At 71.9% G+C, this 23,767-nt stretch carries 25 protein-coding genes, 1 pseudogene and 1 riboswitch; of the genes and pseudogenes, 12 read left to right on the forward strand and 14 right to left on the reverse strand.

The window, feature by feature from the left end; genetic code table 11:
• The 3 genes and pseudogenes from ACZ4IF_RS23460 to ACZ4IF_RS23470 all read left to right on the forward strand — a co-directional run.
• Positions 1-343: pseudogene (locus tag ACZ4IF_RS23460) on the forward strand (hypothetical protein); the annotation flags it as partial.
• 37 nt (positions 344-380) lie between these two features.
• Entirely contained in the window at positions 381-2,546 is a 2,166-nt protein-coding gene (locus ACZ4IF_RS23465) for a serine/threonine-protein kinase (RefSeq protein ID WP_467565676.1), read from the forward strand.
• Between the two features lie 106 nt (positions 2,547-2,652).
• A complete protein-coding gene (locus ACZ4IF_RS23470; RefSeq protein WP_467565678.1) occupies positions 2,653-2,811 on the forward strand; it encodes a hypothetical protein in 159 nt (52 codons plus the stop codon).
• Positions 2,812-2,917: 106 nt separating this feature from the next.
• On the opposite strand, the gene ACZ4IF_RS23475 is transcribed toward ACZ4IF_RS23470, so the two are convergent.
• The 4 genes from ACZ4IF_RS23475 to ACZ4IF_RS23490 are packed head-to-tail and all read right to left on the reverse strand — an operon-like array spanning position 2,918 to position 7,035.
• On the reverse strand, positions 2,918-4,123 hold the full coding sequence (locus ACZ4IF_RS23475) for a sensor histidine kinase (protein WP_095932791.1): 1,206 nt from the start codon (positions 4,121-4,123) through the stop codon (positions 2,918-2,920).
• Positions 4,124-4,148: 25 nt separating this feature from the next.
• Entirely contained in the window at positions 4,149-5,906 is a 1,758-nt protein-coding gene (locus tag ACZ4IF_RS23480) for a sodium/solute symporter (RefSeq protein ID WP_467565681.1), read from the reverse strand.
• A 3-nt stretch (positions 5,907-5,909) separates the two neighbouring features.
• Positions 5,910-6,269, reverse strand: coding sequence for a hypothetical protein (locus ACZ4IF_RS23485; RefSeq protein WP_467565684.1), 360 nt, complete (start codon positions 6,267-6,269; stop codon positions 5,910-5,912).
• 10 nt (positions 6,270-6,279) lie between these two features.
• Entirely contained in the window at positions 6,280-7,035 is a 756-nt protein-coding gene (locus ACZ4IF_RS23490) for a LytR/AlgR family response regulator transcription factor (protein ID WP_467565687.1), read from the reverse strand.
• 98 nt (positions 7,036-7,133) lie between these two features.
• Between ACZ4IF_RS23490 and ACZ4IF_RS23495 the strand changes: the two genes are divergently transcribed.
• The 5 genes from ACZ4IF_RS23495 (at position 7,134) to ACZ4IF_RS23515 (ending at position 11,706) form a co-directional block, all read left to right on the forward strand.
• A complete protein-coding gene (locus tag ACZ4IF_RS23495; RefSeq protein WP_095932795.1) occupies positions 7,134-7,637 on the forward strand; it encodes an Lrp/AsnC family transcriptional regulator in 504 nt (167 codons plus the stop codon).
• Positions 7,638-7,760: 123 nt separating this feature from the next.
• Positions 7,761-8,573 carry a dimethylargininase gene (gene ddaH, locus ACZ4IF_RS23500; RefSeq protein WP_467565691.1) on the forward strand — a complete coding sequence of 271 codons (813 nt, stop codon included), beginning with the start codon at positions 7,761-7,763 and terminating at the stop codon, positions 8,571-8,573.
• On the forward strand, positions 8,570-9,808 hold the full coding sequence (rocD, locus tag ACZ4IF_RS23505; RefSeq protein ID WP_467565694.1) for an ornithine--oxo-acid transaminase: 1,239 nt from the start codon (positions 8,570-8,572) through the stop codon (positions 9,806-9,808). The genes ddaH and rocD overlap by 4 nt, the downstream gene beginning before the upstream one ends.
• Before the next feature lie 100 nt (positions 9,809-9,908).
• Positions 9,909-10,634 (forward strand): lysophospholipid acyltransferase family protein, encoded by a 726-nt coding sequence (locus ACZ4IF_RS23510; protein ID WP_467565697.1) that lies wholly within the window; start codon positions 9,909-9,911, stop codon positions 10,632-10,634.
• A 58-nt stretch (positions 10,635-10,692) separates the two neighbouring features.
• On the forward strand, positions 10,693-11,706 hold the full coding sequence (locus ACZ4IF_RS23515; RefSeq protein WP_467566037.1) for an NAD-dependent epimerase/dehydratase family protein: 1,014 nt from the start codon (positions 10,693-10,695) through the stop codon (positions 11,704-11,706).
• Positions 11,707-11,809: 103 nt separating this feature from the next.
• Here ACZ4IF_RS23515 and ACZ4IF_RS23520 read toward each other — a convergent pair whose 3' ends face one another.
• The 8 genes from ACZ4IF_RS23520 to ACZ4IF_RS23555 form a co-directional block, all read right to left on the reverse strand.
• Entirely contained in the window at positions 11,810-13,378 is a 1,569-nt protein-coding gene (locus ACZ4IF_RS23520) for an alpha/beta hydrolase (RefSeq protein WP_467565700.1), read from the reverse strand.
• A gap of 199 nt (positions 13,379-13,577) precedes the next feature.
• A complete protein-coding gene (locus ACZ4IF_RS23525) occupies positions 13,578-14,336 on the reverse strand; it encodes an urease accessory protein UreD (RefSeq protein WP_467566040.1) in 759 nt (252 codons plus the stop codon).
• 176 nt (positions 14,337-14,512) lie between these two features.
• Complete coding sequence (gene ureG / locus ACZ4IF_RS23530; protein WP_467565703.1) at positions 14,513-15,190, reverse strand: urease accessory protein UreG; 678 nt, start codon at positions 15,188-15,190, stop codon at positions 14,513-14,515.
• Between the two features lie 53 nt (positions 15,191-15,243).
• Positions 15,244-15,918, reverse strand: a complete 675-nt coding sequence (locus tag ACZ4IF_RS23535; protein WP_467565706.1) for an urease accessory protein UreF — start codon at positions 15,916-15,918, stop codon at positions 15,244-15,246.
• The gene (locus tag ACZ4IF_RS23540) at positions 15,918-17,639 is read right to left on the reverse strand and encodes an urease subunit alpha (protein ID WP_467565709.1); all 1,722 of its coding nucleotides are present in this window, start codon (positions 17,637-17,639) and stop codon (positions 15,918-15,920) included. Before ACZ4IF_RS23540 ends, ACZ4IF_RS23535 begins: the two co-directional genes overlap by 1 nt.
• Positions 17,632-17,943, reverse strand: a complete 312-nt coding sequence (locus ACZ4IF_RS23545) for an urease subunit beta (protein ID WP_467565712.1) — start codon at positions 17,941-17,943, stop codon at positions 17,632-17,634. The genes ACZ4IF_RS23540 and ACZ4IF_RS23545 overlap by 8 nt, the downstream gene beginning before the upstream one ends.
• A gap of 13 nt (positions 17,944-17,956) precedes the next feature.
• Positions 17,957-18,259: an urease subunit gamma gene (locus ACZ4IF_RS23550; protein ID WP_095932918.1), complete on the reverse strand. Its 303-nt coding sequence runs from the start codon at positions 18,257-18,259 to the stop codon at positions 17,957-17,959.
• A 595-nt stretch (positions 18,260-18,854) separates the two neighbouring features.
• Positions 18,855-19,133 (reverse strand): type II toxin-antitoxin system Phd/YefM family antitoxin, encoded by a 279-nt coding sequence (locus ACZ4IF_RS23555; RefSeq protein ID WP_028800395.1) that lies wholly within the window; start codon positions 19,131-19,133, stop codon positions 18,855-18,857.
• A 223-nt stretch (positions 19,134-19,356) separates the two neighbouring features.
• Between ACZ4IF_RS23555 and ACZ4IF_RS23560 the strand changes: the two genes are divergently transcribed.
• The 3 genes from ACZ4IF_RS23560 to ACZ4IF_RS23570 all read left to right on the forward strand — a co-directional run bounded on the left by ACZ4IF_RS23560 (position 19,357) and on the right by ACZ4IF_RS23570 (position 21,327).
• Entirely contained in the window at positions 19,357-19,992 is a 636-nt protein-coding gene (locus ACZ4IF_RS23560; protein ID WP_467565717.1) for an ATP-dependent Clp protease proteolytic subunit, read from the forward strand.
• A gap of 7 nt (positions 19,993-19,999) precedes the next feature.
• A complete protein-coding gene (locus tag ACZ4IF_RS23565) occupies positions 20,000-20,308 on the forward strand; it encodes a hypothetical protein (protein ID WP_359489845.1) in 309 nt (102 codons plus the stop codon).
• A 377-nt stretch (positions 20,309-20,685) separates the two neighbouring features.
• A riboswitch (cyclic di-AMP (ydaO/yuaA leader) is annotated at positions 20,686-20,850 on the forward strand.
• 3 nt (positions 20,851-20,853) lie between these two features.
• Positions 20,854-21,327 (forward strand): C40 family peptidase, encoded by a 474-nt coding sequence (locus ACZ4IF_RS23570; RefSeq protein WP_467565720.1) that lies wholly within the window; start codon positions 20,854-20,856, stop codon positions 21,325-21,327.
• Between the two features lie 127 nt (positions 21,328-21,454).
• Here the strand turns inward: ACZ4IF_RS23570 and ACZ4IF_RS23575 are convergent, their stop codons facing one another.
• Positions 21,455-22,072 (reverse strand): LysE family translocator, encoded by a 618-nt coding sequence (locus ACZ4IF_RS23575; protein WP_467565723.1) that lies wholly within the window; start codon positions 22,070-22,072, stop codon positions 21,455-21,457.
• A gap of 110 nt (positions 22,073-22,182) precedes the next feature.
• On the opposite strand from ACZ4IF_RS23575, the gene ACZ4IF_RS23580 reads away from it, so the two are divergent.
• Positions 22,183-23,109, forward strand: a complete 927-nt coding sequence (locus tag ACZ4IF_RS23580; RefSeq protein ID WP_467565727.1) for a LysR family transcriptional regulator — start codon at positions 22,183-22,185, stop codon at positions 23,107-23,109.
• A gap of 8 nt (positions 23,110-23,117) precedes the next feature.
• On the opposite strand, the gene ACZ4IF_RS23585 is transcribed toward ACZ4IF_RS23580, so the two are convergent.
• Positions 23,118-23,576, reverse strand: coding sequence for an ATP-binding protein (locus ACZ4IF_RS23585; RefSeq protein ID WP_359489838.1), 459 nt, complete (start codon positions 23,574-23,576; stop codon positions 23,118-23,120).
• Positions 23,577-23,767: the final 191 nt, after the last annotated feature.

The raw sequence follows: 23,767 nt of genomic DNA on the forward strand, positions 1-23,767 counted from the left end.
CGACACCGCGGGCACCACCACCGGAAACGGCGGCACACCCACCGACACCGCGGGCACCACCACCGGAAACGGCGGCACACCCACCGACACCGCGGGCACCACCACCGGAAACGGCGGCACACCCACCGACACCGCGGGTGGTACGGGCCACACCAGCGCCGGTACGAGCGGGGCGACGTCGTCCTCGCCGCCTCCCGGCACCCCCGAGGAGTCCCTCTCCGCCGACCCGGGGCCGAGCGACTCGGCCCCGTCCGGATCCGGTGGTGAGGACTCCGTCCCGGCCGACCCGGGTGTCGGCGACTCCGCGACCGACTCCGGTGGGACCACCGGGGACACGTCCTGACCCGCCACGAACCAGCGCAGAACCCGGGGGCAACCGGATGGCACCAGGATCACCGCAGTCAGGGGTGGGCCGGCTCATCGCCGGCCGGTATCTGCTCGTGGACCAGGTCGGCTCGGGCGGCATGGGCCATGTGTGGCTGGCCCACGACCAGCGGCTCGACTGCGACGTGGCACTGAAGGAGATCCGCTTCCGCAACGTGCCGGAGGGCAGTGAGGAGCACGAGGCACGTATCGCGCGGGCCCGCGCCGAGGCACGGCACGCGGCGGTGCTGCGCGGGCACCCGCACGTGGTGACGGTGCACGACGTCCTGGAGCACGAGGGGCTGCCGTGGATCGTGATGGAGTACGTGGCGGGCGCGGAGGACCTGCGCGGCCTGCCCGCCCGGCGCGGCCTGCTCGCCCCCGACGCCTGCGCCCGCGTGGGCCTCGCCGTCCTCGACGCGCTCACCGCGGGGCACGAGCGCGGGATCATGCACCGGGACGTGAAGCCGGCCAACATCCTGCTCGCTCCGGACCGCACGGGCGCACCGGACACCCGGATCCTGCTGACCGACTACGGCATCTCCGTCCAGCCGGACTCCCTGGAGACCCGCTGGACCAGGACATCCGTCCTGGTGGGCACGGCCGGATATCTTGCGCCGGAACGCGCCACGGGCGGGCCGCCGACCGCCGCGACCGACCTGTTCTCGCTGGGCTGCACGCTGTACTTCGGCGTGGAGGGGCACGGGCCGTTCGACCGTGACACCGATCTCGCCGCGATCACCGCCGTGGTCCTGGAGGAACCACCCGTGCCGCGACGGGCCGGCGCGCTGTGGCCGGTCATCGAGGCCCTGCTGGTGAAGGATCCCGCCCGGCGGATCTCCGCCGAGGACACGGCGGCGGCCCTGGCCCGGATCATCACACCCCAGCCGCATCCGCCGACCCGGCTGGACACGGGCTCGCAACCGCCGTGGGCGGGGCCCGGCGGTGCCGTCCCCGGGCCTGAGTCCGAGGTGCCGGCGGGCGACCGGGGCTTCGCCCTGCCGTCCGCGTACCCGCAGACGGCCGCGGGCCCCGACCCCGACCGGGGTCCGGCGACGCCCTCCGGGTACGCCCCGACGTCCCCGGCACCACAGGCGTACTCCCCCACGGCCCACGAACCGCCCGCGCCCCACGAACCGGTCCTCCACCCACCCACGGCACACGCGCAGGGCCCGTACGCCCCCACAGCGCCGGCGCCGGGCCCCTACTCACCGCCGGCTCAGGCGCCCGGCCCGTACGCCCCGCCGGGCACGTACGACCCGCGGTCACCGCGGGAGTTCCCGTCGCCGTCGCCGGGCCCGGCCGGACCGGGGCAGGGCTTCGGCCCGCCCGGCTCCGGAGGGCCGGGGCGGCCGACGGCCTCTCCCCCGCCCCACCGGCGCCGGCGTCCGCGCGTCCTCCAGGCGATGACGGCGGCGCTGCTCGCGCTGGGGCTGACGGCCGGCGGGGTCTGGTACGCGATGGCGCACAAGGTGGTCCGGCCGTACGGCGCGCGGGTCGGGCTCGCCGAACCTCTCGAACTGCGCGACTGTGTGGTGGCCGCGCGGACCGGCGGGCAGGTCACCGGCACCTCGCGGCTGGAGGTCGACCCCGGTTGCGGCCAGGGGACCGACGGACAGGTGCTGGCCCTGTACACGGCTCCCTCCCTGGCGGCGGCACGGTCCGGCGGGCCTCGGCGCTGCGCCGAGGCCACCGACGCGACGGCGGCCGGGCTGGCACGGAACGTCGCATCGGTCCCCGTGATCCCCACGAGCGAGGGCTTCGCGCAGACGGGCGGCCGCGTCGCGTGCCTGCTGGTCGGGAAGTACGGCCCGGTCGGGGGTCCGCTCGGCGCGTACCGGGCGTACGGGTCGGCCATCAACGACGCGGGACAGTTCCAGAAGGGCGACTGCCTCGGCCGCATCACCGGGGACGCGCGCACCTCGAACCACTTCGAACTGGTCGCCTGCGACAAGAAGCACCAGGAGAAAGTCGTGGGGATGACCCATCTCGACGGTCCCGTGGCCGCGAAACGGCTCGACGCGGCGGCGGACGCGCAGTGCGAGGAGGACGCCGCTGCCGGGCTGTTCGGCGACGGAGCGGGACGGGAGGTGAACCATGGCCTCCACAACGAACGCCCTTGGCCCAATGGACGGTTCCTGGTCGTCTGCACCGTCGCGGGCCGCTTCACCGGCACGCGGTGAGGGCGACGGCTGTCCTACCGGCCCTGGCGAACCTCCTCCCTTCGGGTGAAAATGTCCCCAAGGCCACGGGCCGCGTCGCGGACCCTGCCTGGAGGAGGGTGCTGCGATGCCCGGTACGACGAAGGCGATGGGTGTGCTCACCGTGGGCGGACTCGTCGTGGTGACCGCCTACACGGTGGCGCTCGGCAGCAACGGCTGGCTGTGGTTCGGCTGGGTCGTCCTCGGTCTGATCACCGTGGCGATGGTGGCCTCCCGGGGCTCGTGAGGGCACGATCAGCGACCCGTGCGGCCCGTGAGCGGCGCCGGCCGCCTTCGAGGTGAACCTCGGACCGGCGTCGGCCGCGGGCCGTCGCGATGTCCGGGCCCGCCCGTCACTGCCTGGGCAGCCGCCCCGCCGAATGCACGCCGGGCTGGTACTTGGGCAGCCTGGCGGTGATCTTCATGCCCGCGCCCACGGCGGTCTCGATGACGAGCCCGTGGGCGTCGCCGTAGACCTGACGCAGTCGTTCGTCGACGTTGGAGAGTCCGATTCCCCCGGAGGGGCTGCCCTCCCCGGCCAGGATGCGGCGCAGCCGCTCCGGATCCATGCCGGCGCCGTTGTCCTCGATGACGACCAGTGCCTCGGCGCCCGCGTCCTGGGCCGTGATACTGATGTGGCTCTTGTCGGTCTTGCCCTCCAGACCGTGTTTGACGGCGTTCTCCACCAGGGGCTGGAGGCACAGGAAGGGCAGAGCGACCGGCAGCACCTCGGGCGCGATCTGCAGGGTGACGGAGAGCCGTTCGCCGAAGCGTGCCCTGACGAGCGCCAAGTAGTGGTCGATGGCGTGGAGTTCGTCGGCGAGCGTGGTGAAGTCACCGTGCCGGCGGAACGAGTAGCGGGTGAAGTCGGCGAACTCCAGCAGCAGTTCGCGAGCCCGCTCGGGGTCCGTCCGCACGAAAGAGGCGATGACCGCGAGCGAGTTGAAGATGAAGTGCGGTGATATCTGTGCCCGCAGCGCCTTGATCTCGGCTTCGATCAGGCGGGTGCGTGACCGGTCGAGGTCGGCCAGCTCCAGCTGGACGGAGACCCACCGGGCGACCTCGCCCGCGGCACGGACGAGGACGGCGGACTCGCGGGGCGCGCAGGCGACCAGCGCTCCGTGCACCCGCTCGTCGACGGTGAGCGGCGCGACGACGGCCCAGCGCAGCGGGCAGGCGGGCTCGTCGCAGCCGAGCCGGAAGGCTTCGCCGCGGCCGGTCTCCAGCGGGCCGCCGAGCCGTTCCATGATCTCGGTGCGATGGTGTGCGCCGATGCCGTCCCAGGCGAGGACGGTCTCCCGGTCGGTGAGGCACAGCGCGTCGGTGCCGAGGAGGCTGCGCAGCCGTCGAGCGGAGCGGCCCGCCGTCTCCTCGGTGAGGCCGGCGCGCAGCGGAGGTGTGGCGAGCGACGCGGTGTGCAGGGTCTGGAAGGTGGCGTGTTCGACGGGGGTGCCGAGTCCGCCGAGGCTCTCGGGCCGCGCGGTGCGTCGGCCGATCCAGAACCCCGCGGCCAGCAGCGGCAGGACGGCGACGCACAGCCCGGCGAGGAATCCGCTCACACCGCCGCCTCTCGCCGGGACCGCCTCATGCCTGGATCTCCTTCGCTTCGGCGCCCGTCCGCGGTGGGCCGGCGGGCAGTGGACCGCCGGTCAGCTCCTCGGGCAGATGGAACCGGGCCAGGATCGCGGCGGTCCCCGCGGGCACCCGGCCGGGCGTGGCCAGCGAGACCAGGACCATGGTGAGGAATCCGAGCGGTACGGACCACAGCGCGGGCCAGGCGAGGAGCGCGTGCAGGGTGCCGGTTCCGGGATAGCCGGCCATGGTCGCGGCGACGGCGACGAAGGCAGCGCCGCCGCCGACGAGCATGCCGGCCGCCGCACCCGGCGGAGTGAGGCGCCGCCACCAGATGCCCAGGACCAGCAAGGGGCAGAAGGAGGACGCGGAGACGGCGAAGGCGAGCCCCACGGCGTCGGCGACGGGCAGTCCGCCGGCCAGCACGCTCGCGGCGAGCGGCACCGCCATCGCGAGGACCGTGCCGAGCCTGAAGTGCCGTACTTGGCGGGTCGGGAGGACGTCCTGGGTCAGTACGCCCGCGACCGCCATGGTCAGGCCGGACGCGGTGGACAGGAAGGCGGCGAAGGCGCCGCCCGCGACGAGCGCGCCCAGCAGGTCGGCACCGAGCCCGCCGATCATCCGGTCGGGCAGCAGGAGCACGGCGGCGTCCGCGTCCCCGGTGATGCTGAGTTCCGGGGCGTACAGCCTGCCCAGCGCGCCGTAGACGGGCGGAAGGAGGTAGAAGGCGCCGATCAGGCCGAGGACGGCGACGGTGGTGCGGCGGGCGGCGACACCGTGCGGGCTGGTGTAGAAGCGGACGACGACGTGCGGCAGGCCCATGGTGCCGAGGAAGGTGGCGAGGATCAGTCCGTACGTGGCGTACAGCGGGCGTTCCTCCCGGCCCGCCGCCAGCGATGTCGACATGCCGCCGTTGCTGCCGCGCTCGGCCACCGGGACCGGGTCCCCCTCGGTGAAGGTGAGCCGGGTGCCGCGCTCGATGCGGTGGACCCCCGCGGGGAGCCGGATCCGCTCGTCCGTGTGGGGCCGGGCGTCGACCGTGCCGGTCGCCGTGACGTCCAGGGGCCGGGTGAGATTCAGGTCGAGGGTGTCGTCGACGCGGACGACCCGTTGTTCGCGGAAGGTCGCCGGTTCGTCGAAGGCGTCGCGGGGCGCGCCGTGCGACTGCCAGGCGAGGACCAGGAAGAGTGCGGGGACCAGCAGCGCGGTGAGTTTGAGCCAGTACTGGAAGGCCTGCACGAAGGTGATGCTGCGCATGCCGCCCGCGGCGACGGTGGCGACCACGACCACGGCGACGAGTACGCCGCCGAAACGGTCGGGGGCGTCGGTGAGCACGGCCAGGGTCAGGCCGGCGCCCTGGAGCTGGGGCAGCAGGTACAGCCAGCCGACGCCGACGACGAAGGCTCCCGCGAGGCGTCGCACCGCCTGGGAGCCGAGCCGCGCCTCGGCGAAGTCGGGCAGCGTGTAGGCGCCGGAGCGGCGCAGCGGGGCTGCGACGAACAGCAGGAGGACGAGGTAGCCGGCCGTGTAGCCGACCGGGTACCAGAGCATGTCCGGGCCCTGCACCAGGACGAGTCCGGCGATGCCGAGGAAGGAGGCGGCGGAGAGGTACTCGCCGCTGATCGCGGCGGCGTTGAGCCGCGGGCCGACGGTGCGCGAGGCGACGTAGAAGTCGGAGGTGGTCCGGGAGATGCGCAGGCCGAAGGCACCGACGAGGACGGTCGCGACGACCACGAGGGCGACCGCGGGGACGGCGTAGTTCTGGTTCACGGGTCAGCGGTCCTCGACGAGTCGCACGAAGTCCTTCTCGTTGCGCTCCGCGCGGCGCACGTACCAGCGGGCGAGCAGGACCAGCGGCGGGTACACGCCGAAGCCGAGCACGCCCCATTCGAGACCGGCGCCGTCCGGCATCGCGGCGAAGACCAGTGGCAGTGGTCCGACGAGCAGCACGAGTACGGCGAAGACCAGCAGGGCGACACGGAGTTGACTGTGCATCAGGGAGCGGACATAGGTGTGGCCGAGCGTGGTCTGTTCGTCGATCTCGGTCCTGGGCCGGTAGTAGCCGGACGTTCTGCGGGTGTGCCGGGGCACCCCGGTGACGACCACGCGGCGTTCGGTCGGGTCCTGTGGCACGCGGCCCTCCTCAGCTCGTCGTCCGGCGCAGCAACAGGTCGCGCAGTTCGCGTGCGTGGCGGCGGCTGACCTGGAGTTCCACGGGGCCGACGAGGACACTCACCGTGCCCGCGTCCAGCCGGAGTTCGCCGATGTGCCGCAGGGCGACGAGGTGACGGCGGTGGATGCGGACGAAGCCGCGGGAGCGCCAGCGGTCCTCCAGGGTGGACAGGGGGATGCGGACGAGATGACTGCCCTGGGGCGTGTGCAGACGGGCGTAGTCTCCGTGGGCCTCGACGTGGGTGATGTCCTCGACGGCCACGAAGCGGGTGACTCCGCCGAGTTCGACGGATATGTGGTCGGGGTCGGGTTCGTGCACGGGTATCAGGGGGGTGGCGTCCCGGAACTGGGCGGCCCGTCGGACGGCTTCGGCGAGCCGCTCGCGGCGCACGGGCTTGAGCACGTAGTCGACGGCCTTCAGGTCGAAGGCCTGCACGGCGAAGCCCTCGTGCGCGGTCACGAAGACGACGAGCGGAGGGTTGGCGAAGCCGGTGAGCAGCCGGGCCAGGTCGAGTCCGTCCAGGCCGGGCATGTGGATGTCGAGGAAGACGACGTCGATGGCCTCGGGGCCGCCGGGGCCGGACTCCAGGGCCCGGTTGATCCGGCGCAGAGCCTCGGTGGCGTCGCTCGCGCCCTCGACGCTGCTGACGCGGGGATCGGCGTTCAGCAGATAGAGGAGTTCCTCGAGGGACGGTTGTTCGTCGTCGACGGCGAGCGCGCGCAGCATGAGAGTGGAGTGTAAGAGCGATCGGTCCGCCTGGACATGCGCGGAGCGTCCGCGTTCTCGCTGGATGCGTGGGCGTTGACGCTGGATACAGTGCGGTCATGAGCAGCAAGCCCGCGATGTTCGACGAACTCGACCGCAAGATCATCACGGCCCTGATGGCCAATGCCCGGACGAGCTTCGCGGAGATCGGCGCGGCGATCGGCCTGTCCGCCACCGCGGTCAAGCGGCGCGTCGACCGGCTGCGCGAGACGGGTGTGATCACCGGTTTCACGGCCACGGTGAAGCCTGCCGCGCTCGGCTGGCGCACGGAGGCGTACGTGGAGGTGTACTGCGAGGGCGCGGCCCCGCCGCGGCGGCTCGCGGAGGTGGTGCGCAACCATCCGGAGATCACCGCCGCGATGACCGTGACCGGGGGCGCGGACGCGCTGCTGCATGTGCGGGCGACCGATGTCGAGCACTTCGAGGAGGTGCTGGAGCGGATCCGTACGGAGCCGTTCATCCGGAAGACGATCAGCTACATGGTGCTGTCCCACCTGCTGCCGGAGGCTCCTGAGGCCGGGGCGACCCACGCCGTCCCGGACGACGCAGGAAACGTGCGCTGACTCCTTGGATCACGCATCATTGCTGCGCAATCACGCAGCTCTCCTCGCTTGTCGCCCGTATCCCCCGTTTCTTACCGTGGAGGAACCCCCAGCCGACACCGCAGGAAGCGGAGGTACCTCTCTGTGCCCGACAGCCGTGTGCCGCGCCCCCGGCGCTTTCTGGTCTGCGAACCCAGACACTTCGCCGTGCAGTACGCGATCAACCCGTGGATGCATCCCGACACGCCCGTGGACGTCGACCTCGCCCGCGGCCAGTGGGAGGCGCTGATCCGCGCCTACCGCGCGCACGGCCACACCGTCGACTCGGTGGAACCGGTCGCCGGCCTTCCCGACATGGTGTTCGCGGCGAACTCCGCGCTCGTCCTGGCGGGCCGGGTGTTCGGCTCGCTCTTCCACGCAGCGCAGCGCCGTCCCGAGTCCATCGCCTACGACACCTGGTTCAAGGCGGCCGGCTTCGACGTCTACCGGCCCGAGTCGGTGTGCGAGGGCGAGGGCGACCTGGTCCCGACGGGCCGGTACGTCCTGGCCGGCACCGGCTTCCGTACGACCCCCGAGGCGCACCGCGAGGTGCAGGAGTACTTCGGCGTCCCGGTGATCGGCCTCCGCCTGGTCGACCCGCGCTTCTACCACCTGGACACGGCGCTGTTCGTCCTGGACGACGACAACATCGCGTACTACCCGGAGGCGTTCTCGCCCGGCAGCCGTGAGGTGCTCGCCCGGCTGTACCCGGACGCGGTGCTCGCCACCCGGGAGGACGCCATGGCCTTCGGCCTCAACTCGGTCTCCGACGGCCGCCACGTCTTCATCGCGCCGCGCGCCGAGTCCCTCGCCGAGCAGCTCGACCGCCACGGCTACGTCCCCGTCCCCGTCGACCTGTCGGAGTTCCACAAGGCCGGCGGCGGCATCAAGTGCTGCACTCAGGAGATCCGTTCATGACGGCACCCACCCGCATCCCCGCCCGTACGCGCACCTCCGACGAGCTGATCCGCGCGGAGGCGCCGGTCCTCGCGCACAACTACCACCCGCTGCCCGTCGTCGTCGCCCGCGCCGAGGGCACCTGGGTCGAGGACGTCGAGGGCCGCCGCTACCTGGACATGCTGGCGGGCTACTCGGCGCTCAACTTCGGGCACCGCAATCCGGTGCTGATCGAGGCGGCGCACCGCCAGCTGGACCAGCTCACCCTGACCTCGCGCGCCTTCCACAACGACCGGCTGGCCGGGTTCGCCGAGTCCCTGGCCGCGCTGACGGGCCAGGACATGGTCCTGCCGATGAACACGGGCGCGGAAGCGGTGGAGAGCGCCATCAAGGTGGCCCGCAAATGGGCGTACGAGGTCAAGGGGGTCGCCCCCGACCGGGCGACGATCGTCGTGGCCGCCGACAACTTCCACGGCCGTACGACCACGATCGTCAGCTTCTCCACGGACGAGACCGCCCGCACCGGCTTCGGACCCTTCACCCCGGGCTTCCGCGTGGTCCCGTACAACGACCTCGCCGCGCTCGAAGCGGCCGTCGACGAGACCACCGCGGCGGTGCTGATCGAGCCCATCCAGGGCGAGGCCGGCGTGGTCATCCCGGACCACGGCTATCTGACCGGCGTGCGCGAGGTGACCCGCCGGGCCGGCTGCCTGTTCATCGCCGACGAGATCCAGTCGGGTCTCGGCCGTACGGGCACCACCCTCGCGGTGGAGCACGAGGAGGTCGTGCCGGACCTGGTGCTTCTCGGCAAGGCGCTCGGCGGCGGCATCGTGCCGGTGTCCGCGGTGGTGGGGCGCCGGGACGTGCTGGAGGTGCTCCGCCCGGGTGAACACGGCTCGACGTTCGGCGGCAATCCGCTCGCCGCGGCCGTGGGCTCGGCCGTCGTCGGCCTCCTGGAGACCGGGGAGTACCAGCGCAGGGCGGCGGAGCTGGGCGTGATCCTGCGCGGCGGGCTCGCACACCTGGTCGGCAAGGGCGTCGAGGGCTTCCGGGCGCGCGGACTGTGGGCGGGGGTCGACATCGACCCGGCCATCGGCACGGGCCGCGAGATCAGTGAAGGCCTGATGCGCGAGGGGATCCTCGTCAAGGACACCCACGGTTCGACGATCCGTCTCGCCCCTCCGCTGACCATCACCGGCGAGGAACTGCAGTCGGCTCTCGGGGCTCTGGAGAAAGTTCTGACGCAAGGGGTCTGATACCGGCCACGAGGCCACAGAGAGTGACACCGGAATGGTTACGCCCGGCGACGGCCGCGCCTACACTGATCGCTCCCCGGGGGAAACGAGGAGTGCCCCAGTGTTTTATTACGTGCTCAAATACGTGCTTCTGGGTCCGCTGTTGAGGCTGGTCTTCCGGCCTCGGATCGAGGGCCTCGAGCACGTACCGTCGTCGGGCGCGGCCATCGTCGCCGGCAACCACCTGTCCTTCTCGGACCACTTCCTGATGCCCGCGATCCTGAAGCGGCGCATCACCTTCCTCGCGAAGGCCGAGTACTTCACGGGTCCCGGCATCAAGGGCCGGCTCACCGCGGCCTTCTTCCGCAGCGCCGGGCAGATCCCCGTGGACCGCTCCGGCAAGGACGCGGGCCAGGCGGCGATCCGCGAGGGCCTCGGCGTACTGCGCAAGGCCGAATTGCTGGGCATCTACCCGGAAGGGACCCGTTCGCACGACGGCCGTCTGTACAAGGGCAAGGTCGGCGTGGCGGTGATGGCCCTCAAGGCCGGGGTCCCGGTGATCCCCTGTGCGATGATCGGCACCTTCGAGGCGCAGCCGCCCGGCAAGGTCATCCCGAACATCCATCCCGTCGTCATCCGTTTCGGCAAGCCCCTCGACTTCTCCCGCTACGCCGGCATGGAGAACGAGAAGGCGATTCTGCGCGCGGTGACCGACGAGATCATGTACGCCATTCTCAGCCTCTCGGAGCAGGAGTACGTCGACCAGTACGCGGCCGTCGTGAAGGCCGAGGAGGCCGAGGAGAAGGCGGCGAGCGCCCGCAAGTTCCGACGGATGCCGCTGAGCTGAGCGGAACCCATCTGCACCGGACGTACGTCCTGTACATTTTTTACGTATGAGACGTGCTGTGGTGATCGGAGCGACCGGACAGATCGGACGCGCGGCCGTGGACGCGCTGGCCCGCGACGGCTGGGACGTGACGGCCGCGTCCCGCGGCGGAGGCCGCGACGACGGCTGGCCCGCACAGGTGCGCGCCGTCGGACTGGACCGCGCGCAGGACATCGCCCTGGCCGCGGTGGTCGGTGACGGCTGCGACGTGCTGGTCGACGTCGTCGCCTACGGAGCCGAGCACGCACGCCAGTTGACGGGGCTCGCCGGCCGCGTCGGCTCCGCCGTGGTGATCTCCAGCGTGTCGGTCTACGAGGACGACAAGGGGCGCGGCTTCGACACGCAGTCGGAGCCGGACGGATTCCCCGAGTACCCGGTGCCGATCCCGGAGAGCCAGAGCACCGTACGGCCCGGCGAGGGCACGTACAGCACGCGCAAGGCGGCCCTGGAGCGCGATCTCCTCGCCGCGGGCGACCGGTTGCCGACGACCCTGCTGCGCGCGGGTGCCGTGCACGGCCCGTACTGCCGTACGCCCCGCGAGCTGTACTTCGTCAAGCGCAACCTGGACGGCCGTCGTCGGCGCGTCCTCGCGTTCGGCGGCCTGAGCCGCTTCCACCCGGTGAGTGTCCACACCGTCGCCGAGCTGATCCGGCTGGCGGCCCGGCGGCCGGGGTCGCGCGTCCTGAACGCCTGCGACCCCGAGGCACCCACGGTGGCGGAGATCGCGGCGTCGATCGACACGGCGATGGGGGTGCGGGCGCAGGACGTACTGGTGGACGGTCCGCCCCCGGCGCCCACGGTCGGTGACACGCCATGGACGGTGCCGCTGCCCGTCGTCTGCGACATGCGTGCCGCCGAACGGGAGTTGGGCTACCGCCCGGTGGTCCGGTACGCCGACAGGCTCCCCGAGACCATCGCCTCGATCGAACGCCGGCTGGCCGGCCGGGACTGGCGGGAGGCCTACCCCGACATGGTCCGCGCGTACGGCGACCTCTTCGACTACGCGGCCGAGGACGCCTGGCTCGCGTCCTGAGCGAGAGGTCCGGCCCGGCAGGAGCCCGGCCGGACCACGCGTGGGACGACCGGGACGAGTGAGGGGGCGGCCGGAGTCCGGCCGCCCCCTTCCCGCAGACGGGTTACGGCTTCGGCGTGGCGTGCGGCGCGCAGGTCACGTCGGACGCGTCCGTCCTGCCGGAGAGCAGGTAGCTGTCCACCCGCTCGTTGATGCAGGGGTTGACCAGCCCGGTCACACCGTGCGAGCCGGCGCCCTGCTCGGTGATCAGACGGGAGCCCTTGAAGCGCTTGTGCAGTTCGACGGCGCCGGCGTACGGGGTGGCGGCGTCACGCGTGGACTGCACGATCAGGACGGCGGGCAGACCCTTGCCGGTCTTGACGTTCACCGGGGTCTGCTGCTTGGCGGGCCAGGTGGCGCACGGAAGGTTCATCCACGCGTTGGCCCAGGTCATGAACGGGTAGTCCTTGTGGAGCCGGGTGTTGTCCCGGTCCCACTTCCGCCAGCTGGTGGGCCACTGGGCGTCGGTGCACTCGACGGCCGTGTAGACGGCGTTGCCGTTCTCCGAGGCGATGTTGCCCGCGGTGTCCGACAGGTCGGGGGCAGCCGCGTCGACGAGCGCCTGCGTGTCACCGGCGACGTACTTGCTGAACACCGTCGCGACCGGCACCCAGGAGGAGTCGTAGTACGGCGCACTCTGGAAGAAGGAGATCAGCTCGGCGGGGCCGACGACGCCGCCGAGGGGGCTCTTCTTCGCGGTGGCCCGCAGCTTCAGCCACTGGTCCTGGACCTCGGCGCGGGTGTCGCCGAGGTGGAAGACGGCGTCGTTCTCGGCGACCCAGTCCTCCCAGTCCTTCCAGCGGCCCTCGAAGGCGATGTCCTGCTCCAGGTTGGCCTGGTACCAGATGTTCTCCCGCGACGGGTTGACGACGCTGTCGACCACCATGCGGCGGACGTGCCCCGGGAAGAGCGTGCCGTAGACGGCTCCCAGGTACGTGCCGTACGAGACGCCCAGGTAGTTGAGCTTCTTCTCACCGAGGGCGGCCCGGATGACGTCGAGGTCGCGTGCCGTGTTCGGCGTGGTCATGTGCGGCAGCATCGCGCCACTGCGCTCGGCGCAGCCGTCGGCGTACTCGGCGGCCAGCTTGCGCTGGGCACGCTTGTCCGCCTCGCTGTCCGGGACCGGGTCGGCCTTCGGTGCCTTCACGAACTCCTGCGGGTCGATGCAGGAGATGGGGGCCGAGTGGCCGACACCGCGCGGGTCGAAGCCCACGAAGTCGTACGCCTTGGCGGTGTTCGCCCAGACGGGGCTCTTCGTGGTCACGCGGCGCGGGAAGCGCATGCCGGAACCGCCGGGGCCGCCGGGGTTGTAGACGAGGGCGCCCTGGCGCTCGTCCTTGGTACCCGTGTTCCCGATACGGTCCACGGCCAGCTTGATCTGCTTGCCGTTCGGGTGGGCGTAGTCGAGCGGGACGCTGACCCAGCCGCACTGGATCGGCTTCTCCAGGCCCCAGTCCGCGGGACAGTCCTGCCAGTCGATCCCGGCCTTGCCCGCCCGCTCCGCGGCGATCGCCGCTCCACGCTGCTCCCGGTCCTGCCCGTGACGCGACGCGGCGGTGGCCGACGGAGCCGTGACGGCTCCGGCGATCAGGGTCGCCGTGACGAGCGCTCCGGCCGAACCGAGCGCCGTCATCCGTCTCGACGGTCTCTTAGCCCTCAAGTGTGGCCTCCCCGTACATCGTTGCGATTGGTAGGGGGATCCTTTCGGCTGTGAGGTCCCTGAGAACAGATGCGACCGGGCTTCTTTACTAATCCGATAACCGGTGCGTGTTGTGCCGTTGAGCGGAGACACCTCCGCCCCTCCTCGGAGAGCGGGCCACCGCGGCCCGCGGTCAGTCGAGCAGGCGCAGCGCCTCGTCCAGCACGCGCCGCACTCCGAGCCCGTCGGGCGCGAGTGCGGTGACGAGCACGGCGGGCCCGGCGAGCGGAGCCAGCGCGGCGTACTCCCCCAGCATGCGGGGCTCGGGCAGGTGGACGGCGAACTCCGGTCTCACGACCACGAGTTGGCCCACCGCGCGCAGCCCGGCCAGGACGGCGGGCCCGTCCCAGCCACCGGGCGCCCCCGGACCGCAGGCCAACTCCTGGTCCAGCAGCGCCCGTCCGTCCAGCCGCACGACAAGACGGCTGGTGAGCCGCCCGGGTTCCTCGCCCACACGCCCGAGGACCTGCTCCTCCCGGAACACCAGCCGGGCGCGTCCCTGGAGGTCGATCCGCGAGGAGACGCACAGGTCGCTGCCGCCGGCGGAGATCAACTGCTCGGGCAGCCAGTGCAGTTCGCCTCCGTCGACGACGGAGATCCGGACGTCGTAGCGCGCCTCGCCCTTGTTCTGGCCGGGCAGCGCGATCGTCGCGGCGGCCGACCCCACCCTCAGGCGCGCGCCCTCGTCGGCGCGTGCCTCGACGGTGAGGTGGTCGCCGCCGAGCGGGCCGCTCATCGCACCGACGAGCATGACGCGGGCCTCGGGGCCGTGGGACCGGATGCGGCGCACCGCGAGCGGGCCCTCCCCCTCCAGCACGGGCAGCGCGGTGCCACCCCGGCCGTCATCCCGTGCGGCGATGCGCGCGGTCGCCCGCACGCCCGCCGTCGTCAGACGACCTGCCCGGCTCGCGCCACTCGGCCGACGCGCACGCCCCGGCCCGCTGCCGTCCGCCGACGATGTCGCGCCGTGCGTCGGGCCGGCACCGTCCACCGGACCGACACCGTTCGCCCGGCCTGAACCGTCCACCGGACCGACCTCGCCCGTCCTGCCCACGCCGTCCGTCCGGTTCACGCCGTCCACGCGGCGAGCCGCTCCCGCACCCAGCCGGCGACGGCCGCGACCCCGTCCTCGGTGCGCAAGGACTGGAAGACGACCGGGAGTTCGGCGCGCTGCGCCTTCGCGTCCGCCGCCATCCGCCCCAGATCGGATCCCACGTGGGGTGCGAGGTCGGTCTTGTTCACGACGAGCAGATCGGCGGTGGTGACACCGGGCCCGCCCTTGCGCGGAATGTCGTCGCCGCCCGCGACGTCGATCACGAAGATCTGAGCGTCGACGAGCCCCTTGGAGAAGGTGGCCGTGAGGTTGTCGCCCCCGGACTCCACGAGGATCAGGTCCAGCGGACCGACCTCGTCCTCCAGGTCCTCGACCGCTTCGAGGTTCGCGGAGATGTCGTCCCTGATGGCGGTGTGCGGGCAGGCCCCGGTCTCGACGGCGGCGATCCGCTCGGGCGGCAGCACCGCCTCCCGCAGCAGGAACTCCGCGTCCTCCCTCGTATAGATGTCGTTGGTGACGACGGCGAGGGACAACTCGTCGCGCAGCGACCGGCAGAGCGCGGCGACGGTGGCGGTCTTCCCCGAGCCGACCGGTCCGCCGAGCCCGATCCGAAGAGCACGGCGGGCCCCGTCCGGACGACGGGCGTCGGCGCTGACAGCGGACGCACCGTCATGGGTGTGATCGAGATGCACGATGAGTCTCCAAGGTGGTGTGAGGGCGGCGACGGAGAGGGGGCGGGGTGCACCTACGACGCGAAGAGGCGTACGGGCCAGGCCGCGTGCGCCTGAGCGCCGATCTCCAGCAGCGGGGCCGAGGCCGCGGGCAGCGCGTCGACGCCGTGGTCGAGCGCGTCCCGCGCGGCCGCGGCGGCCGCTCCGGCCACCCGGTCCAGTTCCGGCGCCAGCCGGGCCAGGACCGCGCTGACGTCGAACGGATCGAGGCTCAGCAGCCGCACGGTGGCCGTGGCCGGCCCGCTGACACTCTCGTACGCGGCGCAGTACGCGGCGTCGTCCGCCGCGAGGCCGGCGGCCCGGGCCGCCACGCCGAGAACGACGGGCTGATGCGCGCCCTTGGGGAACTCCCCAGCCAGCGCGTCGAGTTCGGTCGAGGGCCAGGCCGCCCGGGCCGCTCTCATCAGCTGTCGCCCGAGCCGTCGCGCGGCGGCCCGCAGGGCGGGTGACGGTGTCCGGGCGTCGGCGGCGGCGTCCAGGGCCGCCGGGTCGGCCCCGAGCGCCGCCGCCGCGGCCAGCGAGGCCGAGACGAGACCGGTCGTGTGCAGCCGGCCCCGGCAGAAGTCCTCCAGGCTCGCCGCCCCGGTGACCCGTCCGGACTTGACGGCCGCCTCCGCCCCGCCGGAGTGGGCGTGCCCTCCGGCGGGGAAGCGTCCGTCGGCGAGGACCAGTAGTGCCGCGCGGGACATCAGAAGAGGAAGTAACGCTGGGCCATGGGCAGTTCCGCGGCCGGTGTCGCCTCGACCAGTTCGCCGTCGATATGCACGGCGAAGCTGTCCGGGTCGATCCGCACCTGCGGTCGCGCGTCGTTCTCGCGCATGTCCGCCTTGGTCACCGCCCGGGTCGACTCGATGGCGACGAACCGCTTCCCGAGGGCGAGCCGTTCGGGTAGCCCGTCCTCGATGGCGAGCGGTGCGACGAAGTTGAACGAGTTGGCGGCCGGTGCCCTCCCGACGGCGCCGTACATCGGCCGGGGCAGGATCGGCTGGGGAGTCGGGATCGACGCGTTGGCGTCGCCCATCTGCGCGTACGCGATCTGGCCGCCCTTGATGACGAGGTGCGGCTTGACCCCGAAGAAGGCGGGCTCCCACAGCACCAGGTCGGCGAGTTTGCCCGGCTCGACGGAGCCGACCTCTCGGGCGAGGCCCTGCGCGAGCGCGGGATTGATCGTGTATTTGGCGACATAGCGACGGACCCGGTGGTTGTCCGCGCGCCCGTCGCCCGGCAGTGCGCCGCGCCGCCGCTTCATCACGTGGGCCGTCTGCCAGGTCCGCATGATGACCTCACCGACACGTCCCATCGCCTGGGAGTCCGAGGAGATGATCGAGATGGCACCGAGGTCGTGCAGTATGTCCTCGGCCCCGATCGTCGACGGCCTGATCCGGGACTCGGCGAAGGCCAGGTCCTCGGGCACCGCCGGGTTCAGGTGGTGGCACACCATCAGCATGTCGAGGTGTTCCTCGGCGGTGTTGACGGTGTAGGGCCGGGTGGGGTTGGTGGAGCTGGGCAGCACGTACGGCTCGGCGACCACGGTCATGATGTCCGGCGCGTGCCCGCCGCCCGCACCCTCGGTGTGGTACGCGTGGATGCCGCGTCCGCCGATGGCGGCCAGCGTGTCGCCCACGAAACCGGCTTCGTTGAGGGTGTCCGTGTGGATGGCGACCTGGATGCCCGTGCGGTCCGCGACGGTGAGCGCGGCGTCGATCGCCGCGGGCGTCGAGCCCCAGTCCTCGTGGATCTTCAGGCCGAGCGCGCCGCCACGGATCTGCGACAGCATCGCTTCGTGCGAGACGGTGTTGCCCTTGCCCAGCAGGCCGAAGTTGAGCGGGTACTGCTCCATCGCCTCCAGCATCCGGGCCAGGTGCCAGGGGCCGGGCGTGACGGTGGTCGCCTTCGAGCCCTCGGCGGGCCCCGTGCCGCCGCCCACGAGCGTGGTGATCCCGGAGGCCAGTGCCTCGTCGGCGATCTGCGGGCAGATCAGGTGCACATGTGCGTCGATGGCGCCCGCGGTCAGGATGCGCCCGTTGCCCGCGATGATCTCGGTCTCGGGGCCGATCACCAGATCGGGGTGGACGCCGTCCATGGTGTCCGGGTTGCCGGCCTTGCCGATGCCGGTGATCCGGCCGTCGCGGATGCCGAGGTCGGCCTTGACGATCCCCCAGTGATCGACGACCACGACACCCGTGATGACGGTGTCGGGCGTGCCGTCCGCGCGCGTGGCACGCGACTGTCCCATGGACTCGCGGATGACCTTGCCGCCGCCGAACACCGCCTCGTCACCGGCGAGTCCGGGACCGCCGGACCGGTCCTCCTCGATCTCGATCAGCAGGTCGGTGTCGGCGAGGCGGATGCGGTCGCCGGTGGTGGGGCCGAACAGGTCGGCGTACGCGGCGCGCGAGATCTCAGGCATCGAGGGCACCTCCGGTCTCACCGCGCAGTCCGGGCACCACGCGGGCGCCGGCGAGCGGGACGAGTTCGACGTCGACGGGGATCCCCGGTTCGAAACGCACGGCGGTGCCGGCCGCGACGTTCAGCCGCCTGCCGCGCGCCGCGGCACGGTCGAAGTCCAGGCCGGGGTTGGCCTCGGCGAAGTGGTAGTGGGAGCCGACCTGGACGGGCCGGTCGGCGGCGTTGAGGACGGTCAGCCGGGTGACTTCGCGGCCCTCGTTGAAGACGACGGGCCCGTCGGCGTGGAGGATCTCTCCGGGAATCACGGCGCTGCCCCCGTCAGACGATGGGGTCGTGGACGGTGACGAGCTTGGTGCCGTCCGGGAAGGTCGCCTCGACCTGGACGTCGTGGATCATCTCGGGGATGCCCGACATCACGTCGTCGCGAGTGAGGATCTTCCGGCCGGAGGCCATGAGTTCGGCGACGGTGCGTCCGTCTCGCGCGCCTTCGAGGATGTGCGACGTGATGAGGGCGACGGCCTCGGGGTGGTTCAGTTTCAGTCCGCGGGCCCGGCGCTTCTCGGCCACGTCGGCGGCCACGTGAATCAGCAGCCTCTCTTGCTCGTGCGGGGTCAGTTGCACGGCGTACCACCTCACAGTCCTCGCTCCGGACCGTGCGGGGTCCGGTGGCCGCAGCCACCGAAACCCCTGGTGGCGTGGATGCGCACGCTAGTTGGCCGGGGTTTCAGGGACGTTAACCAGCCTGTGGCCGAGTGTCGGCCCGTGGGCGGGCCGTGCCGGACGCACGGGGCGCTTCTCGGCGTGCGGGTCGCCGAGGGCATCTCCGGTGGCACGGTGCCGGGGCCGGCATGTCGCATCGCGGGGCGACGAAGCCATCGTCCGGGACGCCGCCGCGAGCCGGACCGTATACGGCATGCCGCGGCTGCCCCGTACGGGCCGGTCGCGGTCGTGCTCGTACGGCAGGTCCCGGCCACGCCGGTGCGACAGGACGGGGAGCGACGCGATGCGGCGCGCCTGAACGACCACATGGCGGCGACCCGATGCGCCGCGCCTGAACGACGGAACGCGGAGCGACGCGATATGGCCGGTCGTGGCCGCACCTCGACAACAGGACGGGGCGACCCGGTGCGGCCGATCGTGGACCCGTCCCGCGCGGGCACGCGTCACCCCGCCGTGCGGCAGTGGGCGCACGGCACGTGGACCGCGCCGGTTCCGTCTAGGAGGCGCTCGGCCCCCGGTGCTCGGCGGCGATGCCGAAGCGCTGGCGCTCGCGGGGCGCCGACGCGACCTCGCGAACGCTGGAAAGGGAGCTGATCACCTGCTCGTCGGCGGGGTCCTGGAGTTCCTCGAGGCGTTCCAGGTCGGCGGCGGAGACCAGCGCGACGAGAGGCTTCCCGTGCCGCGTCACCACGACGCGCTCACCGCCGTACACCACGCGGTTGATCAGGTCGGCGAGCTCAGCCCTGGCTTGCGTCACCGGAATCTCGTAGGCCATGCCGTCCAGCTTAGACCGGTGTCCCGAACCCACCCGGGGCGAACGATCTCTCCCCGGACGCTCCCGTACATCCCCAGGGCCCCACCCGTGTACTCCGCCGGACTTTTCCTGAGCGCTCCCCCGGGCCCCTCCCGTCCGTGTTTTCGCTGTCAGCGAGTACCCATCGACAAGCTCTGTACGTCCTGTACATTTTTGACAGAGTCCCCCAGAGGAGGCGCGCACCATGTCCGAACCGTCCGCCCGCTACGTCCTGCCCGAGTTCACCGAACGCACCAGCGCGGGACACCGGACCCTGGATCCGTACTCGAAGCTGCTCGACGAACGGATCGTGTTCCTCGGGACGCCGATCGACGACACGTCGGCGAACGACGTGATGGCGCAGTTCATGCATCTCGAATATCTGGCCCCGGACCGGGACATCTCGCTGTACATCAACTCCCCGGGCGGTTCGTTCAGCGCGATGACCGCGATCTACGACACGATGCAGTTCGTCACCTGCGACGTGGAGACGACCTGCCTCGGACAGGCCGCGTCGGCCGCGGCCGTCCTGCTCGCCGGCGGCACACCGGGCAAGCGGTTCGCCCTCCCGGGTGCCCGTGTCCTCATCCACCAGCCGTCGTTGCCCGAACCGGTCCAGGGCCAGGCGAGCGATCTGGCCATCCAGGCAGAGGAGTTGATCCGCACCCGCGGACTGCTGGAGGAGATGCTCGTCCGGCACACGGGCCAGAGCCCGGAGCAGGTCGCCGCCGACATCGAACGCGACAAGATCCTCGACGCACCGGCGGCGGTGGCGTACGGACTGATCGACCGGATCATCCCGAGCCGCAAGAGCTCGCACAGCACGTCCGGCGGGAGGTGACCGGCCGATGCTCCCACCGGAACTGCCCCCGCTGCCCGCGCTCACCCGCGCCGAGGCCGAGTTGATCGACCGCTACCTCGACGTCGTCGACCTGCTCGGCCGCATCAACCCGGCCCGCCCCGGCGACACCTACCGAGGCCTGAGGGCCGCTCAGGCACTGGTGGTCAAGGCGACCGCGCTGCGTGACGCGCTGACCCTGATGCACCAGCGCGGCGAGAGCGAGGTGCATGCCCCGACGCTCGCGCAGGCACTGCGCGTGCTCGACGGCGAGCGGCGCGCGTCCCGGGTCACCGTGCCCCCCTGCTCCGGAAGTTGACACGCGTCCGGTACGCACGCCCGGGCCGCGACGCACGCCGACGGGCGGGACGTCCGGCCCGGGTTTCAAACGGGCCAGAAGGATTACCCCCCGTTGGAGTATCTGCGGGTCCTTTGTACGACGTCCCCGAGTTGCGCAACACGCGTGGTCATGAGCCTGAATTTGACGTTCCGTTGCAGGTACGGGCGTCGTCGCGCACCTCAACACCCGCCCGAACAAAGGAGTGTCCACCCGAACGGGTGAGTGGTGAGTAACGCCACAAATCACCGGTTCCGCTCGGCATTTCCGACTCTCATGCGTGAAGATCCCTTGCGACGACAAGCCCCCGCCACAGCGGCGGGGCGGTCCGGGCGGACGCCGAGTCCTGCCGCCGCCCGGATGTCCGGTCGACAGAAGTGGATCGGCAGGAGTGGAGGACCCAGCACGACGGGCCGCCGGAGAGATCCGGGCGGTCCTTGGGGTGAAGCCGCAGTACGCGGCCGGGCTACTTCGCCAGCCCGAATCCGACAGGTCATCCTTCACAGGCGGCTGACGAAGGGTTGCGCATGACTGCGCTCAATCGTGTCCCGTCGCTGTGGACCCGGGCCGGTACGGCCTCGGCTCTGACGATCGCCGCCGTCGGCGGCAGCCTGGTGGTGCCGGGCGCGGCTCCCGACGCCGAGGCGGCCACCGTGGCGACGAAGGCACTCCAGGTCGCGGCATCCAAGAAGGGCGCCCCCTACAAGTGGGGGGCCGCCGGACCGCGTCGCTTCGACTGCTCCGGGCTGACCCTGTACTCGTTCAAGAAGGCGGGCAAGAGGCTCCCTCGAACGGCCGCGGCGCAGTACAACAAGACCCACCACATCTCGGCCTCGCACCGCAAGGCCGGAGACCTGGTGTTCTTCCACTCGGGCCGGAGCGTGTACCACGTCGGCATCTACGCCGGGAAGGGAAAGATCTGGCACTCCCCGAAGACCGGGGACGTCGTGAAGCTGCAGAAGATCTGGACGAGGAGCGTCTGGTACGGACGGGTGAGCTGATCCACCCTTCGGTGGCGGCGGCGCGAGGCCGCCGCCGCCGAAGGGCGTGCGACTGGAGACCGCGAGGACCCGCTCGGCGTCCCGCCGAGGCGATCGGCGGCGCCGCCCCGGCCGGTGAGGCGGGCGCTCAGCTCCTCAGGGGCTCCAGGACGAGGACCAGACCGAGCACCGTCAGTGCCGTGCCGGTGACCGCCTCCACGGCCCGTGCGGCACGCGGTGCGCGCAGCCACCGCCCGAGCCGGTCCACGAGGAGCGCCACCGCCGGGAACCACACCAGGCCCAGGACCACCACGATCAGTGCCAGCAGCAGGGTCCGCGGCATCGCGGGACTGCCCGCCGGCACGAACTGCGGCAGCAGGCTGAGAAACGTGATCGGGGCCTTCGGGTTGAGCGCGTTGGTGACGAAGCCCTGCCGCAACGGACGCGCGCCGCCCCCGGTCGCCTCCACGACTTCTTCGCGCGACCGCCCCAGCGACCGCAGCGTCCGCGCCCCGAGCCGGAGCACGTAGACACCGCCGAGCAGTTGCAGTGCCCGGAAGAGCGCCGGCACGGCGGTGAGCACCGCGGCGACCCCGGCGACGGCGAGCGCCGTGTGCAGGAGCAGTCCGCCGACGATGCCGAGCGCGCTGGCGAGGCCGGCCCGGCGCGAGACCAGGCCGTTGCGCACCACGACGGTGAAGTCCGCACCCGGCACGGCGACCATGCCCGCGGCGACCGCTGTGAAGGCGATGAGCTGAGCGTCCATGGACCCCAGGTTGCCTGTGCCGGGCCTTCAGCAGGTATGTCGAATATTCTGGGTCGGTCTTAAGCATTCGTTAAGACCGGCGCGGTCGTGGCGAGATCCGGGGTGGTCCGATGTACGACCCGAGGCGGCTCGCGGCGCTGGTCGCGGTCGCCGAGGCGGGGTCGATCACCCGGGCCGCCGAACGGCTCGGCTACACCCCGCCCGCGCTCTCCCAGCAGCTGGCGAAGCTGGAGCGCGAGGCGGGCGCGACGCTCCTCGTCCGGTCCCATCGCGGGACGCGGCTGACGGGCGCCGGCGAGCTGCTGGTGACGCGGGCGCGCCGGGTGCTCGACGAGATGGAGCGGGCCCGGCACGAGCTGGCGCACCTGGCCGGCCTGTCCGGCGGCACACTGCGGCTCGGCACCTTCCAGACGGCGGGCATCCATCTGCTGCCGCCCGTGCTGAGCGCCTTCCGCCGGACCTACCCGGACGTGGAGCTCGCGGTCGCCGACTACGAGCCGCCCGCCGGTGTCGCGGCCGTCGCGGCGGGCGAGGTCGACCTGGCTCTGACACACACCTACGAGCCTGCGGCCCCCGTCGCCGTCCCGTCGTCCGTGAGTCTGGAACCGGTGCTGGTCGAGGAGCTGGTGCTGGTGACCGCCCCCGGGCACATCCTGGCGGGCGGCTCGGCCCGGCTCCCGCTCGCCGAGCTCGCGGGTCAGCCGCTGATCAGCATGGCTCCGAATCATCCGCCCCGGCAGGGCGTGGAGGCGGCACTCGCCCGCGCGGGGGCCACCCCCGCGGTGCTGGTCGAGACTCCGGTCTACGCGCTCGTGTGCGCCCTGGTGAGCGCCGGACTCGGGGTCGCGGTCGTACCGGAGATGGTCGCCAGGACAGCGGCGACTCCGGTGGGGACGCGCCTGCTGGAGCCGGGAGATCTGCGCCGTACGATTTCGGTCGTCCACCGGACCGACGAGACGTCGCCCGCCGCCGACGCGTTCCGTGCGCTGCTGCGCGGCACCTTCGAACGGGCCGGCCGCCACCGCCCGGACAACTGAGCCGTCGCTCAGGGCTCTTGCGGACCCCCGGCCACCACCGGCTGGACCCGTGCCGTCCAGGGCAGTTCGATCGAGATGGTCTTGCCGCCCTCCCGGGTGGGCCGGACGGTGAGTCTGCCGCCGCACTCGGCGGTCAGCCAACGGATGATCACCATGCCGCGTCCGTTGTCCTGTTGGACGGCCGCCGGAAGCCTCTTGGGGAAACGCGGGTGGCTGTCGGTGACTCCGAGACGGAGCTGTTCGTCCCGTTCCAGCCGGACGTCGACGGTGAAGGTGGGCGACTGCCCGAAGGTGTGCTGGACTGCGTTGGTGGCGAGTTCGGAGACGATGAGCCGTACGGTGTCGGCGACTTCGGAGTCGCACGGCAGACCCCATTCGACGAGTACGTCGGCGACGAACCTGCGGGCCGCGGAGACCGAGGCGGGATCGCTCGGCAGGGTGACGGATGCTTCCTGGTGATCTGCCATGGCGACGTCGTCCCTTTCCCACGGGACCGGAGTCCGACACGGAGCGGATGGTTCGAGTACGGTCCCGGACTGGTGCTTCGCGCCAGACTGCCATTACCGGGCCGGTCACGGGTGCGATCCACCAAGTTATGCATATATCTGTCGCTCGAAGCGGTGAACTCTGCGACCGCAGAGCGTATTTGGGCGGCTCG

Source organism: Streptomyces sp. NPDC025784 (assembly GCF_055558435.1).